Below are 15,112 nucleotides of genomic sequence, written 5' to 3' on the forward strand. Positions count from 1 at the left end.
GTGGGAGCTTCGGCAAGGGTGTTTGTGCTGTGATGATGAATTTGGAATAAAATATAGTTCTGTTTTAGGTGGCAGGATAGTCAAGTTTGTGGTACAAACTCGACGTCGCCCCGCCTCCGGCAGGGCTCAGGTTCGCGCGGGTGGCGCTCCGGGGTCGCCTCCGGCAACCTGGCAAGAGGAAGGAAGACGATGCGCAGCGAGGTGGTCAGGGTGCGTCTGAGGCCGGAGGAGCGGCAAGCTCTGGCGGACCTTTGCGGCCACGATCGCACCGCCAGCGACGTGATCCGGCTGCTGTTTCGCGACCAGGCCGGTCTGCCGCTCCCGGTCGGACCGGCCGAAGCACTGGCCTTGCGCGGCACCAATGAGGAGCTTCGGCGCATCGGCATCAATCTCAACCAGGCGGTCCGGGCGATGAATGAAGGCCGCGTCGGCTACGAACCGCATCTCGACGCTGCGCTACGTCGCCTCCTTGAGGGTGTGTTTCGTCTGCGGGCGGACGTCGATCTGATGCTGCGGATCAGCCGGCAGGAGCGCAGGAGGGGCAGCCATGGCCTATGACTGGTCCGGCCTGCTCGGGGACATCGAGAGCTTTACGGTGCAGCGGGCGAAATCCCTTCTCGATGAGGAGGACGAGCGTCGCCGGCGGGCAGGAGCGATGAGAATCGCCTTGACCGCTGAGGCTCCACAGCCGCTGTCCATGCCTTCCGGTATCGGCAGGAAAAGCCGAATGGCGGCCGTCGCCGCCCATGAGACGACCATCGACGCCATCCTGCAGCCAGCGCAGGGCGCACCTCGGGAAATCATTGCTTTGGTCGGGACTCTCGGTGCGGGCGCGAACCCGGAAATGGATGACGAGCTCCAAAGGCAAGGCGGCGGGGGAGGGGGATCGACCAAGGGGCCGAGTTTCGTCCGATCGCATGATGGTCGGCCGACCGCCGCGAAACAGGCGTCGGCCGAGAGCACGAGCCGGGCGGCGATCGCAGCCGGCGCGCAGCCCGTGGTGATCAAGGTGACGTCGACGGTTTCGAGCAGGGCGTCGGCCGCCGGCCTGATGACCTATCTGGGAACGCGCGAGGTTGAGAAGGAAAGTGGTGAGAAGGGCAAAGCGGATATTCCGATATTCGACCAGGACGGGGCCGCAATTGCCAGCCGCGAGGAACGCGCCGCTGCCCTTCAGGCCTGGGTATCGGAGTTTCGCGAACCCTACGCCCTGGATGCTGTTGCCAATCTGTCGATCAAGCCGGCGGACGCGGTCAGCGACGAAGAACTGCACGACGCATTGAATGCAGCCTTCGGCGCCAAACCCTTTCTCTATTCTCGTCACCAGGATGGAAGTGTCTCCGTCTATGCCGTCACGAGCTTGCCCGCGAGGAAGATCGCCGGCGCGCTGAGGGCACGCGAAAAGGATGAAGGGCCGGCACGCACGCTCGATAAGGCCGAAGCGGATATCGCAGGCAGGATGTCGGATGCCGGCGTGTCTGCCGAGGTGCGGGTTGTCGGCGCCGCGGTTTCCGAGAAATCGGGCCGGTATTTTCTCGAAAGGTTTCTCCGAAGCGAGAAGCACGTCGTCACCAGCGCCGGCGAGGCGGTCAAGCGTGGCGCAGCGGTGAAGGATGTTGCCGACGGGATCTGGCGCGGCTGGTCTGCAGACATCCGCACCGTCGAACCGCGCAACGCCTTCCATGTGATTTTCTCGGCCCGTGCCGGCACGGATGTGGAGGCGATGAAGCACGCCGTTCGTGACTTCCTCAGCGAGCAGGTGGCGGGTCATCGCTGGATCACCGCCCCTCACCCCGGTACCGGTCATGTGCATGTCCACGCGATGATCTCGGCACGTGACGATGTCGGCAAGGCATTGCGGCTGACGAAGCCGGAACTTTACGCATGGCGGGAGGGGTTCGCAGCGAAGGCGCGCGAGCACGGCATAGCCATGGTCGCCACGCGTCGCGCCGATGTTGCGGCGACGCGGCCCTATAGCCAGGCACAGGCCGGCGCCTATGAGCGGGGCCGCGCCGATCCACGTTATCTGAAGTCGGCCACGGTCAACCAGCGTGTTGAGCGCAAGCGGGCAGGCGTTGCCGATCATGCAACGCTCGCCAACGGCAATCTTGCCCTTGCCCCGATATGGCAGGCGACGGCCATCGCACTGAAAGAGGCCGGGGCGAAGCCATCGGTCATCGCAGCAGCGGATCGCTTCGCTGCGGCCGCTGCCCAACCTGCCAAGGGGTTCGTCCTTCTCCGGGTTGCGGTCGAGCAAGCGGAGGATCAGGAAAAGGTGGCCACAGGGATACTGAGCGCCATCGGCGTGGGCCGTGGTTCCGTCTTGTTGGACGGCAACATGGTGGCGGTTCTCATGCCCACCTCGGTGAGCGTCAGCAAGGTCGAGCGAGAGTTGGCCCGGCAGACCGATGAGTTCGGGCCCAGCGCCGAGATGCAGGAGGTGTCTCGTGACGCTGAAGCGCGCCTGCTACGGGCGGGATTGAAGGCGGCCGTGACAGTGGAAGCCGCAGACTCGGGAAAAGATGGTGCGCCGACGGCGTGGTTGCAGAACCGCTTCGATGCGCATCGGCGACGGGCGCATGCCAAACCGGCGACGCCTTTGCGGACGTGATGACGACACTGACAGACCTCAAACAGCAGAAGGAAAACGCTGTGACCCTATCGCTCGAACAGTTCGACGAGCGCGTTGCGCGCGCCAACAGGTCGATGGATCGCCTCGAAGGGATGGTCGACAGTGGCGCCGAGCGCCAGGCAGTCGAGGACATGCGCAAGGAAATCGCGGCGCTTTTCGAAGAACAGCGCCGTGATATTCAAATGCAGCAGATGCCGTCGACGATGCAAGCGGGCAGGGGAGAGGGAACGCAGACGGCGGCGCGCGCCGATGACAGCCAGGCCCTCGATCGTACGACGCCCACGAATGTCGATCCTGCCATTGCCGCACAGCAGCAGGCGATCGCCGCCGGCCGCGCCGCGCGCGTTGCGCGTGAGCAGGCCGGCGCTGCCAAAAATGCACAGGACGAACAGCGCGAGCAGATCCTCCGGCAAGCCGAGCAGGAACGCCAGTGCGGCAATGACCGGGATGGCGCGGAGCGATAGGGCCCGTCTTAATCCTGCGTCAGGCCGTCGAAAACCTCCAGCAGGGCGTCGACGATGGCCTGGCCAAGGGCATTGGCCGCGTCAGCGATCTGCTCGTCACCTTGGTCGAGCGCCGCAAGGCAAAGATTGCCGCCTTCCTCCGCAACGATCGCCTTTGCCCGCTCGATTGCCCATTGTGCCAGATCGCTGCGATTTTCGATCGTGACAGTTTCCATCGTGGTGACCTCGTTTACAGTTTCTTGGATACCCTGCGATAGGGTTTGGTGAGCGCATTGAGTTTTGCGTATGCGCTTGTCTCAATCGTCTCTTTCCGTTCCCTAACGGTCTGAGACGATTGAGACTATAGCGATCCACAGACGACTGTCGTTTCGCATATGCAGACGCGCGCAACCATTGCGGCTTTGGTCTCGCCTGCTAGACTGCGGATAGCGGTGCCTGGTGGGAGTCCATAATGTCGTGTGTTCTTCGCTTGATCGTTGCAGCCGGTTTTCTCTCCGCCTTGCCTATTCATGCGGCAACATTGCTTTGCGCTCCGGTTGCTGTCACAGAATCAGTCGGCACGTCCGGACCCCTGACGATATCCGCCGCCGAGAAGGAACTGGGAAACCCGGTTCTTTTCTGGATCGATACGGAGACCGGAGAGCTGCAGGAGCATGCGGAAGGCGGCGACAGGTTCATTACCTACACCGGAAAGCTGGATGTGCAGCAGGCCGACGCGAACGTTTTCCTGGCCCATCATGCGGAGCAGAACGAATTCTACCGCATAGATCTCGGCGTAACGGTGCATCCGTTCCAGAGGAGCGTTGACGGTGCGTTGACAGCGATCGGCACCTGCAATCCCGCGGCGATGGGGGAGTTGCCGCAGGAGGACAATGCCCCGGTATGGCCCTTCACCTATCGAAAGGCCGGGTAATCCGGGGGGCGCTTGCGCAAGAAGCGCCATGCACGAGTACTCTGACGGGGCGACATCGGGAGGCAGGATGCTTGTGAGAATGGGATATCTCGGTGGTGCGCTTCTGGCGGGCTTCGCACCGGCCTATGCGAATGAATGCCTTGCCCCGCCATCGACGATTTCGGGGCAGTTGCGTATTGTCGAAAGCAAACACCCTGACGGGACGTCCATCAGGGCTTTTGTCGTCTTTGTCGAGGATGGGCAATGTGTTTCTATAGAGGACGTGGACGGTGATCATGCGGATGTCGTCCTTCGCGATATCCATCTGGCGCCAAAGGATGACGAAGCCGCGCGCTGGAGTGATGCGGTCGGCAAGGAGGTGACGGTGCAAGGCAGAATGGGGCTTCCCTTCACCGCATGGCATGTCGGCTCCGCCATGATGTTCGACGCGGCCATCTCGGTGGTTCGAACATCGAGCGACGAATAGCCGGCGGCGCTCCATATCCATCTGCCAACCGCTTCATCCGGATGCGGCCCGAAAGACAAGGGCGGGCGGTTATTGCTGTGCGCCGCCGGGCAGGATCCGGATGGAGGAAGCGTCGCCATAGGCCGTGGGGATCTGTCTGCCGTCGGTCAGATCCGATACGCGCGCCGCGGTTTCCCGGACCACCTCGTCCATCGTCAGGCCCGGCGTCGAAAGGGTCTGGAGGAGGGCAATCACGAACGGGCTGTCCAGCCCGTTGCCGTCGGCTGCCGTCTTTCCGGGCTGGGTGGAATGGAGAACCACATTGTTGGCCGCGGGCGTGGGAGAGACGGCAAGGCCCATGGGCATGCGCTCGGGCACCGAATCCGCAGATACACGGGCAAGGCCGCGCGATGACGCGACCGCCTTCGCCTCGACAAACGGATCGTCGCGGCAAGCATCGATGATGACGAGCGCGCCCTGGCGCGCCTTGCTTGCCGCCGCCGTCAGGTCCTGCAGCGCCAGCGCCGTTGTTTGCAGATCCGTTTCGTTTCCAATGGCAGCATCGACAGGCACGAGATAATTGACGCCACCGGTTTCGACACCATGGCCTGCATAGAACACGACCACGATATCCGCATCCCGCGCTCGCTCACCAATATAGGCGGGGAGATTGGTCATGCTCTTGCTATCGATGTCCTCCGCGATCTCGACCGTGTCGAATCCCATATCGGCCAGCCGGTTTGCGACGATCGCGGCGTCACGCCGGGCATTGGGCAGGCTGGACAGCGCGGTATAGTTTCCGGAGCCGATGACGAAGGCGAGCCGCTTCAATCCATCGGGCGACGGATTTTCCGGTACGATACCGAACTCGAAGCCGGGCGCAAATTCTCCGGCGCGCCGCTGCAGGACAGGCTGCGTCAATCGCTTAAGGCGCCAGGCGGCATCGTTCCGCTCCAGCAGGTTCGGGACCGTGCGGGTTCCATCGAGGATTCGATTGTAAATCTCGATGGCCTTTTCCTTTTGTCCACGCGCTTCGGCCACGCGTCCCAGCCCGAGCTGCCAGCGCCAGTCGCCGGGCGAAAGCTTTGCCGCTTCGTTGTAAAGGCCTTCGGCAGCAGCGGGGTCCTTCAGGCTGTCGAGAGCTAGGTCCCCTGCGCGAAGCAACAGGTCCATATTCATCGCGTGGGCATCCTCGGTGGACATGTCGTCGGTTTCACGAGCCGCCGAGAGCATGTCGTCGAACGAGGCCCGCAGATCGCCCGTGCGGGATTCGATTTCCGATTTCTGGATGAGCGCAAGCCGCCGGTAAGGCGGCCCCAGCGCGATCGCCACCGTCAGATCCTCCAGCGCTTTCGCCAGATGTCCCACCCGACGCAGCAGAAGACTGCGGGCAATCAGCGCCGGTCCGGAACGCGCGTCCCTCTCGAGAGCCTGATCAAGGTCGGAGAGCGCGGCAGCCAGATCACCCCGGCGTTCGGTCTCCAGCGCCCTTTGGACAAAAGGCGTCGCGTCCGCTGGCGCTGCGTGCATCGCCGCCTCGATGTCGCTGGCGACACCATCCGGCTGCCCGATGGTCTGGTTTATCGTGACGCGCAGGGCGAGGGCCTCTCCCTTCAGGGGGCCCTCCAGGTCGATCGCCGTCTGGACATCGGCCAGGGCGCCGGCCACGTCCTCCTGTGTCGGCAGTTTGTATTCCGGAATCGAACCATCGGCATTGGCATCGAGCACCATGCCCGCCTGCATCACCTGTAGAAAGCGCGTGAGCCCGCGGAAAAATGCAGCCTTCTGCCTGTCCGGATCGCTCGCCGTATCCTCCAGAACGCGGGTGCAGGAACTCTCCGCGTCGGCCAGTTGCTCGATCGGCAGCATTGCCGTCTTGACCCGTTCGTCGGCACAGGCAGCGAGGTCTGCCGCCGTGTCCGCGCGCGCTGACGAGACCGCATAAACTGTATAAAGCAAGGCGGCACTGCAGGCATTCTTGAGACGCATTGACTACCCCCAACCTGAAAAAATGAGCTGAAGCTCGATGCTGTCGGCGAAAGGGGAACGGGTCTGGAGCGGGTTTTATTTCGCAGCCTCAACCGGAGCGGCAATCCGCGCTCGCCTGCCGAATTGCGGTGGCCGTGCCACCGGTGGGAGGATCGATCGGGGGCTATTTGTTCGCAAGCACCTCGGAGAGGTATCTGCCGTCATCGGTAAACACCTCCATGATACGCCATCTGTCATCTTCATCGTCGTCACCGATCATGCCGAAGTTGAGAATGTAGGTAACGCCGTCCTTGCCGGAAAGGACAGCGCGTACCCTGGCCTCATACTCACCGGAAGCCACGATCTCCGTGTCAACTTTTTCCGGTTGTGTGATCGGTCCGACAAGCAACGCCTTTCCGGCATCCGCAGCGCCACGCCCCCAGGCCACCGCAGGTTCTACATGCCATGCACCGTGACCGCCCGGAGATAAATCCGTCCAAGGGTGGCTGGCATAGATACCCGCAACAACTTCGTCAGGTCCGCCAGCACGAGCGGGTATCAAGCCACCAGCCATTGCTAGAAGCAGCGTTACCGGTAGAACGGATTTCAACATGAGTGCTCTCTCCTCTCGCTGTTCTGATATTGATAGCTCTTTCGATGGGGAACGGAAGCGTTGACCAAGGCCTGGGTCGGTTGCGACCAGGTTGAAGTGCAGTTTCCCGTCTGAAGGTGTTTCTGGCGTTGGCGAGTGAACGGCTCATTTGCGGTTCCACCTATAATCCGGCGGCCTTTGTGAGATTGATGCGGAAGCGGTCACGCCGGCGCTGGTAGCGACGGGTCATTTCGGCCGAGGCATGGCCGAGCTGCTTCTGCACATGGCGCTCGTCGACCTCGGCCGAGGAGGCAAGACCGGCGCGCAGTGAATGGCCTGCGAACTTTTGGGCGCGCTCGATCTCCGACAAATCGCCTCGCACGCCGACGGCGAGCGCCGTCTTCTTGACGAGACGCGCCACCTCCTGATCGTTAAGTCGGTCCGGCCCGACAGCCTTGCCCCCGCCAGTCACTCGGCGAAAGAGGGGACCCTTGGCGAGCTTCGCAAAGCGGAGCCAGGTCTCTCCCGCAGCGAGCCGCGATCGAGCCTCTCCAGCATGGCGATCAGATCTTCCGGCAGAAGCGCCTCTTTTTGGCGGGGCGGCATGTTTGTTGCGAATGTCGGCCATGACGGTGGCAATGGCGCGATCCTTACGATCCAGTGCCATGCCGCGTTCCGCGCATTTCCAGCCGATGGCCGACAGGCGCCGCTCGATCGTCGACACGGGATTCGGCTTCATGCCGCGCCCCACAGTCCCCGAGGCGCAGGCCGTGATGTAGAGTCCGACGACCTGCGGATCCGATGGGAGAGGCGCGAGATTCTGTCGACGGCACCAGGCAGAAAAGTGCTTCCAGTCGGCGGCGTAGGCGCGACGTGTGTTGGCGGAGCTGGCCGCCTCGACGTAGCCACGCGCCCGATTGGTGAGTTGTTCGAGGTGCGCGGGCAGGGCGGCGCTCGCGTCCGCAATGGGAGGAGGGGTGGCAGGGCTGGTGTCGAGCGTGGCATCGCCCGGGCCGGGAAGATCGACGTGTCGCAGTTTCGAGCCTGTCGCTGGCCCGCTCATGCTGGCGCCTCCCACGGATTGATCACCGACGCATCAGTGTCTTCGAAATCCTTGACGTTGCGCGTCACGAGGATCAGGTCGTGAACGATCGCGGTCGCGGCAATCAGGCCGTCGATATCGCCGCGCGGCCGGATCGCGGCGATGCGGCCCCATTCGACGGCGATCTGGTCGGTCACCGGCAGGATGCGGTCGCCGTGGTCGTGGCGCAGCTTGCGCAGCCATTCGGCGAGGTGGGCCGCAGCCTTCGGATCGGGCTTCTGTCTGAGGGCAATGCCGCGCATGATCTCTCCGAGGGTCAGCGCACTCAGATGCACACTGAGCGGGTTGACCGAGCGCAGCCAGGACACCGCCTGCGGCGTGCCGCGTCGCGCCTCCGAGACGATATTGGTGTCAACGAGATACATCAGAAGGCCACGTCGCGGCTGGGGGTGTTGGCACGCACCTGGGCCGCATCGGCGAGCTCGTCGTCCCATGCCGGGCCGCCGAGCAGGTCGTCGACGAGGGTTGGCCGGCCGGCGCGCAAAGCGTCGTAGTCGTGGGCGGACAGCACCACGGCCGTCCGCTCGCCGCGCAGGGTGACGATCTGCGGTCCTTCGTGGCGTGCCTTCTGCACCACCTTCGAGAACTGGTTCTTGGCGTCCTGTAGCTGCCATTCCATTAGATTTGCTCCAAACTAGCTAGGCTGTCTAGCTATGTACCAAGGTTTGCCAGCCGGTGAAAGTGCAAATTTCCACCGATTGAAGGCGATTTTTCCGGGAGCGCCGGGTGTCTCTTTATAAAGAACAAAACGAACAATAATGCAACCTTATCGGTCGTTTATTCTCGCTAACGAGCCGTGCGGTTTTGCCAACAAATATGGCACAAACCGCGCCTGTGCGATATGGTCACCATCATGGATTCGCCCGCCGACCAGCCCGCATCGTTCCTCGTGCGACCCGCCGTCCTGCCCGGCTGGGCGATGACGCGCGGCCGCGAGCCGGACGACCTCGGCGCTGCGTTTGCCGCAGGCATCGCCTTGAAATCGCTGGACGACCTCGTTTCCACCTCGCCCGTCTGGGCCGTCTGCTGGCGCTCCCGGCAGGCCCTGAAATGCGCCGCCGTCGCCGTCCGGCTGATGGGCCGCAGCGAGGACGAACATGCGTTGCGTGATTCGCTTTTGCTCACCACCATTGGCGGCGATCCGGGACCGGCCGGCCGGATGTTTTCGGCCTACAAAAGGATTTCTGTTCGAAAACCCGCCTTTTCCTCGAAAGCGGTGGCTGAGCTTGCCGATCTGTTGGGGCTGGCCTGGGACGACCGGCTCACCGCGGCGGTCGATCATGCCGACGATGCGCTGCAATCCGGTCGCCCGGCGCCGTTTGCGGCTGCGGATCTGGTGAGCGCCATCCACGCGATGCGGCCGGATGCCGAGCCGCTGGCGTGGATGCTGGCCGATATGCTGATCGCCGCGCTGTTGAAATGGGATTATGCCGTGCCGCTCCTGATGGCCGAGCGCTATGGGCCTGCCTTCAAGACGCTTGGGGGCAGGGGCCGCGTGCGCCCGAGCGAGCGGGCCTTCGCCCGGGCCGTCTGCCTTGCCCTCACCGAGGCAACGGGCGCGGCCCTGCGCACCGCCGGTGAGATCGCGCGCCGTGCTGAAAAGTTGCGCGCAGCCGCGCCGAGGTGGACGCCTACATCCATTGGTACAACGAAAAGCGCATCAAATTATCACTTGGCGCCCTCAGTCCCATCGAATATCGAAACAGCCTTGGACTTAACGCATAACCAGTCCAACTGGACGGTTCTATTAACCTCGCCCTTTTCCCGGATTTATGATTCCTTGTGCCGTGGGTTGATGCTTTGCGAGGTGAGCGATGCGTGGCCATGCGGGACTTTTCGATGTGGACGATCGTCTTCGTCGGCTGAGCGATCAACTCGAGGCCTATGCCCGGGTTGTCGATTTCGAGGCATTCCGGCCGGAACTGGACAAGGCGCTGTCCTATACGAGCGGCCCGCAGGGTGGCCGGCCGCCCTACGATCCGGTGATGATGCTGAAGGTGCTGGTGATCCAGACGGCCAACAACCTGTCGGACGAGCGCACCGAATTCCTGATCACCGACCGGCTCTCCTTCATGCGCTTCCTCGGGCTCGGCCTGTCCGACCGTGTTCCCGACGCCCGCACGATCTGGCTGTTCCGGGAGCGGTTGACCAGGGCGGGTGCGATCCAGTCCCTGTTCGAACGCTTCGACACGATGCTGTGCGAGGCCGGCTATATCGCCATGTCCGGACAGATCGTCGATTCCAGCCTGGTGGCCGCGCCGAAGCAACGCAACACGAAGGAGGAGAAGGACGACATCAAGGCCGGCCGCATCCCGAAAGCATGGGAGGACAAGCCCGCCAAACTCCGACACAAGGACCGCGACGCTCGCTGGACGGTGAAGTTCACCAAGGCCAAGCCGCAGGCGGACGGCACGCTCCCGCCGGTTGATATCGCCATTCCCGCCTTCGGCTACCAGAACCACATCTCGATCGACTGCAAGCACGGGCTGATCCGCAAATGGATGGCGACGGACGCAGCCGCCTACGAGGGAGCCCGGCGGCGTGAGGGGCTGCTCGACAAGACCAATACGGCGCGCACCGTCTGGGCGGATACGGCCTATCGCTCGAACGCCAACGAGACATTCATGGAGAAGAACGGCTTCGTCAGCCGCATCCATCGCAAGAAGCCAGCGGGGCGGCCGATGCCGGAGGCGACACGGCACGCCAATAACCTCAAATCGAAGGTCCGCTCGCGTGTCGAGCATGTCTTTGCCGAGCAGAAGAGCCGGATGGGCCTGTTCATCCGAACCGTCGGCATCGCCCGCGCCACCACCAGGATCGGGCTCGCCAACATCCTCTACAACATGAAGCGGCTGATATTCCTGAAACGGCGGCCGGTGACCGCATAGGTCGCCCGCCGGGGCCAAAGGCAAATCATCGCGCCCGCTTTAAAACACTCCGAGCCTGCCCCGTGGCACAAAGTGCCAGTTCAAACCTCGGAAATTACGTTAATAGAACCGTCCAACTGAAAGCGAAAACCAACAGCAGGCATTGCGGCGACCTAAGTCTATGCTCGCGCGAAAACTGGCCATTCGCGCAGGTCTGTGTGCATCACGCCCGAACGCTTAGCCACCGATTATGGGCTTCCCGACGCGCCCACGTACCTCGCGGTCGCGGGTTTCGACCTGGCGATGGAAGCGATGGAGCGCTTCAGCGCGTGAGGCGCGTCGCCCTTGTTGAGCCCAATCTGGGCACGACGCTTCCCGCCGCGTCCGATAGGAGGCGACGTTCCGCTGTTGAATGACGAGGCCGCCTGATTTTTCACAAGTGACAGCCCTGGCGCTATTCACGCTCTGCGTTGTAGATATGACAACGAAACCTTTTTCTTCACCGTGCGAATATCTGACAAATGGGCTTTAAGGCGTTCCAAATCTGCACTTAGATGATCGGTCATCGCCCGTTTGGCTTGCTCGCCGTTGCCGCGCAACAGCGCTTGGAACACAGTCATATGCTCCGTCATAAATAATTTATCGTGAGATAGCGATAATGCATCGATCCAAGTGTACTTCCTAACAATCATCGTGCAGCCCGTGTGCAGCAATGCACGGACGACTTCGGCATTTTTTAGAATATCAATGCAATCGAGATGCAAATCAAGCTCAAGTTGATTAAGCTGTTGTGCCGTTATGTCTGGATATCTCTCTGCGGCAAATTTTAAACGGTCCATCATCTCGGTGAATTCGGACCTGGTTGCAGCACATGCAACATTTTCTATTGCTTCAGGTTCAAGCATAATTCGCAGTTGGTATAGTCGTTCAAGGCGCTTCTCATCTAGACCAACAACGGACCAGCGGCCCATCGTGTCGCGTGCGACCATGCCGTTGACTTCTGCACGATTGAGGACATGCCCGACTGTGGAACGGCCAATGGAATAAAATGATGCCATTTCGCTTTCGTTGATGCTGCTGCCGGGCTCGAATATCGAGGCGTACATAAGGTCGCGTTCAACAGTGTTGAATACACGACGCCAAAGCGGGGCTCGAATTGCGGCTTGGGGCGAGAAAGCAAACATTTCTGCCCTAATTGGCTCCCTCCGAATAACGCAACCCGGGGGACCGGCTACTAATCCTCTCCCGTCAAATGAATGGACAATACCCTCCTCTTGCAACACGGACAGGGCTTGTCGAACCGGCGAACGGCTTGTGTTGAAGACTTGGGCTAGGGGGCCTTCCAGAAGAACCAGGCCGACCGGAAGGCTCCCTGACTTGATGGCCACTCTGATTGCTTCCGCGATCGCTTTGAACGCGGCAACGTGTAGATCGATTTTGCTCAATGTATCAACACCGATGAGTTTCCTGTGCCATACCATGCGCTTAAGCGGGTGGCCCCGTTTCATTATTGCGAGTCGTCACCCAAACTCAAACCCAAAAAATGCCTGTTGACGGCAATGTTCGTTTATTGCAAGGTACGGCTCTCGCTAATAGCCGGCGCCGTTGAGGAGATAGGCAGCCGATTCAGCGAAGCCCCTTGAGGAGAGGGGAGTACCCACGCAGCATTGGATAGCAACTAGTCTTGATGGGGCCGCTGCTCTTTGAGCTTTAATGGTCTGCCGCGTGAAGGCATGCGGCGGAGGCAGTTGTCTTTCTAATCCCAATAGAGGCGTTGTTTTATGTTGTCTGTTATTGAAGCCGGGGAGAAGCAACGTATGGCCTCAGTCAATGCATCGATGCCGACGACCACAACTGGATTTATCGAAGTAAGAGACCTCGTTATTTCCTATGGCGCGTATGTTGCTGTCCATAGTGTTTCGTTTTCCATCCAGCGCGGCGAGCATCTGACGCTGCTTGGCCCGTCGGGCTGCGGCAAGACGACCACGCTGCGCGCCATCGCCGGCCTGGAGCAGCCGACTTCGGGCGAAATCCTTATCGATGGGGAGCCCGTCTTCTCGTCCCGGTCGCGCGTCAACCTCCCACCCGAAAAGCGCAATCTTTCCATGATGTTCCAGTCATATGCAATCTGGCCGCACATGACCGTGGCGCAGAATGTTGGGTATGGCCTGCGGGTCCGGAAGGTGCCGCGCGAGGAAATCAGTCAGCGGGTAAACGAGATCCTGGAGCTTGTCCGGCTGCAGGACTATGCGAGCCGGCCGGCATCACAGCTGTCCGGCGGGCAGCAGCAGCGCGTCGCTCTTGCCAGAAGCCTCGTCTTCAAGCCACGTGCCCTTCTTCTCGATGAGCCGCTTTCCAATCTCGACGCCAAGCTGCGCGGGCAAATGCGAATCGAGCTCAACCAGTTGCAGCGGCAGGTTGGTGTGACGTCAATCCACGTGACGCACGACCAGGAGGAGGCGTTCGCGACGTCGGACCGGATCATCGTCATGAATGGCGGCCGCATCGAGCAGATCGGGACGCCGCTGGAAATCTACGATCGGCCCAAAACTCGGTTCGTCGCTGATTTCATTGGGGCGTCCAATCTCATCGAAGGCACGTTGCTTGCGGGCAACTCCTCCTCAGAAGGACGCACGCACTTCCAGACCACCAGCGGCGAGCTGATCGAAGGTGTGTCCGCGAGGGTCAATCAGTCGGCAAATCCGGCAATGTCGATACGCACGATTTATCCCGAGCTCTATCGCGAGAAGCCGACTGATGAGGAGGAGGTTAACGTCTGGCCGGGGAAGATCGCGTTCAAGACCTTTCTAGGGGATGCCGTTCAGTATCACGTCGAATGGCTGGGTGGCACGATGGTCGTGATGAAGCCCCCTATAGATGTGTTCGAGCAGTACGAGGAAATCTGGATGCGGGTCGATCCAAAGCACTGTGTGCTGGTGGACTGATGTCAGCTTGAAGTTTTTTAAGGGAGGAAGAGCAATGTCCAATAACATAGGCGAGTTGATCTTGAGCCGGAGACGGCTCCTGAAAAGCGTAACGGCGGCTGGTGTTGTCCTCACCACAGCGCCCATCCTGCGGGGAATGGCGCATGCAAGCCAAGCCGACATCGAAGGATCCAAGAAAGAGGGCAAGTTGGTGTGGTACACCTCCATTGCGCCTGAGGAGGGTGTCGTTGCCATCCTGGGGGCCTTTCGACAGAAGTATCCCTGGATTGACGTCAGCAGCTATCTGAGGCTCCAGAACGGGCGTCTCTACCCCAAGCTCCTGGAGGAGACCACCCAGGGCGCGTATCTGGCCGACGTGTTCCACCAGTCGGAACTGGCCTATGCCATCGACTTCACCAAGCGCGGCTTCTTCGATCCTTACAAGTCGCCCGAGGCGGAATCCTACGACTCCCGGTACAAGGATCCGGATGGCGCATGGACCGGATTTGCGCTGCAATATGCCGGGATGTCGTACAACCCCAACATCACGAAGCCCGAGGACGCGCCCAAGAAATGGTCCGACCTGCTCGACCCCAAATGGGGCGGCGGAAAGATGAACGTTAAGGATTCGAACTCGGGCGCCCAGTACGCGATCTACCAGGCCCTGTACGAGATCTACGGCGCCGAGTACTGGGACAAGTTCGCCGCGCAGAAGCCGATCGTCCTGCCGGGACAGCAGCAGCAGTACGAGCGCATCATCAACGGCGAGGACCTGATAAACGCCAACGCCTCGCCGAACGCCTGGAGCACCTTCAAGCAGAACGGCGCGCCGCTCGAATACATCTATCCCGAGGAGGGGGTGCCTTCCTTCTTCGGCCAGGGCGGTATCGTGAAGGGCGCGCCGCATCCGCACTCTGCACGGCTCTTCATGGACTTCTTCTGCAGCAAGGAAGGCCAGACGATCTTCGTGGAGCAGATCGGGAACCATTCGCCGCATCCTGATCTCGCGCCGCCGAGGCTGCTTCCGCCGCTGAGCGAGCTCAAGCTACTCGTTCCGTCGGACGCCGAGCAATATGTCAACGGACAGGCGGCCTGGCGGGAAAAGTGGAAGGCCATGGGCGGCGCCTGACGACGCAGCTTTGCCTCATCTGACAAATATCCCAGCGACAATTCTGTCGCTGGGCCGTTGCTCAATTGTTTTATCA

Annotated in this window: 14 protein-coding genes and 3 pseudogenes; 10 read left to right on the forward strand and 7 right to left on the reverse strand. The window is 61.4% G+C overall.

Annotation, left to right across the window (positions count from 1 at the left end; genetic code table 11):
• The first annotated feature begins 189 nt into the window (after positions 1–189).
• Genes mobC through AABQ55_RS36340 form a run of 3 tightly spaced genes read left to right on the forward strand, consistent with a single transcriptional unit; the run spans position 190 to position 3,096 of the window.
• Positions 190–558 carry a plasmid mobilization relaxosome protein MobC gene (gene mobC, locus AABQ55_RS36330; RefSeq protein ID WP_272809573.1) on the forward strand — a complete coding sequence of 123 codons (369 nt, stop codon included), beginning with the start codon at positions 190–192 and terminating at the stop codon, positions 556–558.
• Positions 548–2,611, forward strand: coding sequence for a relaxase/mobilization nuclease domain-containing protein (locus AABQ55_RS36335; RefSeq protein ID WP_272809574.1), 2,064 nt, complete (start codon positions 548–550; stop codon positions 2,609–2,611). The genes mobC and AABQ55_RS36335 overlap by 11 nt, the downstream gene beginning before the upstream one ends.
• Entirely contained in the window at positions 2,611–3,096 is a 486-nt protein-coding gene (locus AABQ55_RS36340) for a hypothetical protein (protein ID WP_272809575.1), read from the forward strand. The genes AABQ55_RS36335 and AABQ55_RS36340 overlap by 1 nt, the downstream gene beginning before the upstream one ends.
• 8 nt (positions 3,097–3,104) lie before the next feature.
• Here the strand turns inward: AABQ55_RS36340 and AABQ55_RS36345 are convergent, their stop codons facing one another.
• Positions 3,105–3,311, reverse strand: a complete 207-nt coding sequence (locus tag AABQ55_RS36345; RefSeq protein ID WP_272809576.1) for a hypothetical protein — start codon at positions 3,309–3,311, stop codon at positions 3,105–3,107.
• A gap of 254 nt (positions 3,312–3,565) precedes the next feature.
• Between AABQ55_RS36345 and AABQ55_RS36350 the strand changes: the two genes are divergently transcribed.
• A complete protein-coding gene (locus AABQ55_RS36350; protein WP_338341964.1) occupies positions 3,566–4,009 on the forward strand; it encodes a hypothetical protein in 444 nt (147 codons plus the stop codon).
• A gap of 79 nt (positions 4,010–4,088) precedes the next feature.
• Entirely contained in the window at positions 4,089–4,475 is a 387-nt protein-coding gene (locus AABQ55_RS36355) for a hypothetical protein (RefSeq protein ID WP_272809578.1), read from the forward strand.
• 69 nt (positions 4,476–4,544) lie between these two features.
• Here AABQ55_RS36355 and AABQ55_RS36360 read toward each other — a convergent pair whose 3' ends face one another.
• The 5 genes and pseudogenes from AABQ55_RS36360 to AABQ55_RS36380 all read right to left on the reverse strand — a co-directional run bounded on the left by AABQ55_RS36360 (position 4,545) and on the right by AABQ55_RS36380 (position 8,735).
• A complete protein-coding gene (locus AABQ55_RS36360; protein ID WP_272809579.1) occupies positions 4,545–6,443 on the reverse strand; it encodes a caspase family protein in 1,899 nt (632 codons plus the stop codon).
• A 163-nt stretch (positions 6,444–6,606) separates the two neighbouring features.
• Complete coding sequence (locus tag AABQ55_RS36365; protein WP_272809580.1) at positions 6,607–7,035, reverse strand: hypothetical protein; 429 nt, start codon at positions 7,033–7,035, stop codon at positions 6,607–6,609.
• A 160-nt stretch (positions 7,036–7,195) separates the two neighbouring features.
• Positions 7,196–8,077 (reverse strand): annotated as a pseudogene (locus tag AABQ55_RS36370) (tyrosine-type recombinase/integrase).
• On the reverse strand, positions 8,074–8,481 hold the full coding sequence (locus tag AABQ55_RS36375; protein ID WP_272809581.1) for a type II toxin-antitoxin system VapC family toxin: 408 nt from the start codon (positions 8,479–8,481) through the stop codon (positions 8,074–8,076). The pseudogene AABQ55_RS36370 and the gene AABQ55_RS36375 overlap by 4 nt, the downstream one beginning before the upstream one ends.
• A complete protein-coding gene (locus AABQ55_RS36380) occupies positions 8,481–8,735 on the reverse strand; it encodes a type II toxin-antitoxin system Phd/YefM family antitoxin (RefSeq protein ID WP_272809582.1) in 255 nt (84 codons plus the stop codon). The genes AABQ55_RS36375 and AABQ55_RS36380 overlap by 1 nt, the downstream gene beginning before the upstream one ends.
• A 300-nt stretch (positions 8,736–9,035) precedes the next feature.
• Here AABQ55_RS36380 and AABQ55_RS36385 point away from each other — a divergent pair.
• The 3 genes and pseudogenes from AABQ55_RS36385 to AABQ55_RS36395 form a co-directional block, all read left to right on the forward strand.
• A pseudogene (locus AABQ55_RS36385) lies at positions 9,036–9,680 on the forward strand (DUF1403 family protein); the annotation flags it as partial.
• A gap of 59 nt (positions 9,681–9,739) precedes the next feature.
• A pseudogene (locus tag AABQ55_RS36390) lies at positions 9,740–9,841 on the forward strand (IS3 family transposase); the annotation flags it as partial.
• 89 nt (positions 9,842–9,930) lie between these two features.
• Entirely contained in the window at positions 9,931–11,004 is a 1,074-nt protein-coding gene (locus AABQ55_RS36395; RefSeq protein ID WP_272809583.1) for an IS5 family transposase, read from the forward strand.
• Between the two features lie 437 nt (positions 11,005–11,441).
• Here AABQ55_RS36395 and AABQ55_RS36400 read toward each other — a convergent pair whose 3' ends face one another.
• Positions 11,442–12,428, reverse strand: a complete 987-nt coding sequence (locus AABQ55_RS36400; protein WP_272809584.1) for a GntR family transcriptional regulator — start codon at positions 12,426–12,428, stop codon at positions 11,442–11,444.
• 372 nt (positions 12,429–12,800) lie between these two features.
• On the opposite strand from AABQ55_RS36400, the gene AABQ55_RS36405 reads away from it, so the two are divergent.
• Positions 12,801–13,928: an ABC transporter ATP-binding protein gene (locus tag AABQ55_RS36405; protein ID WP_272809585.1), complete on the forward strand. Its 1,128-nt coding sequence runs from the start codon at positions 12,801–12,803 to the stop codon at positions 13,926–13,928.
• 34 nt (positions 13,929–13,962) lie between these two features.
• On the forward strand, positions 13,963–15,036 hold the full coding sequence (locus AABQ55_RS36410) for an ABC transporter substrate-binding protein (RefSeq protein ID WP_272809586.1): 1,074 nt from the start codon (positions 13,963–13,965) through the stop codon (positions 15,034–15,036).
• The last annotated feature ends 76 nt before the right edge of the window (positions 15,037–15,112 follow it).

Source organism: Shinella sp. WSD5-1, from assembly GCF_963942435.1.
In the GTDB taxonomy this organism is placed as follows: Bacteria; Pseudomonadota; Alphaproteobacteria; order Rhizobiales; family Rhizobiaceae; genus Shinella; species Shinella yambaruensis.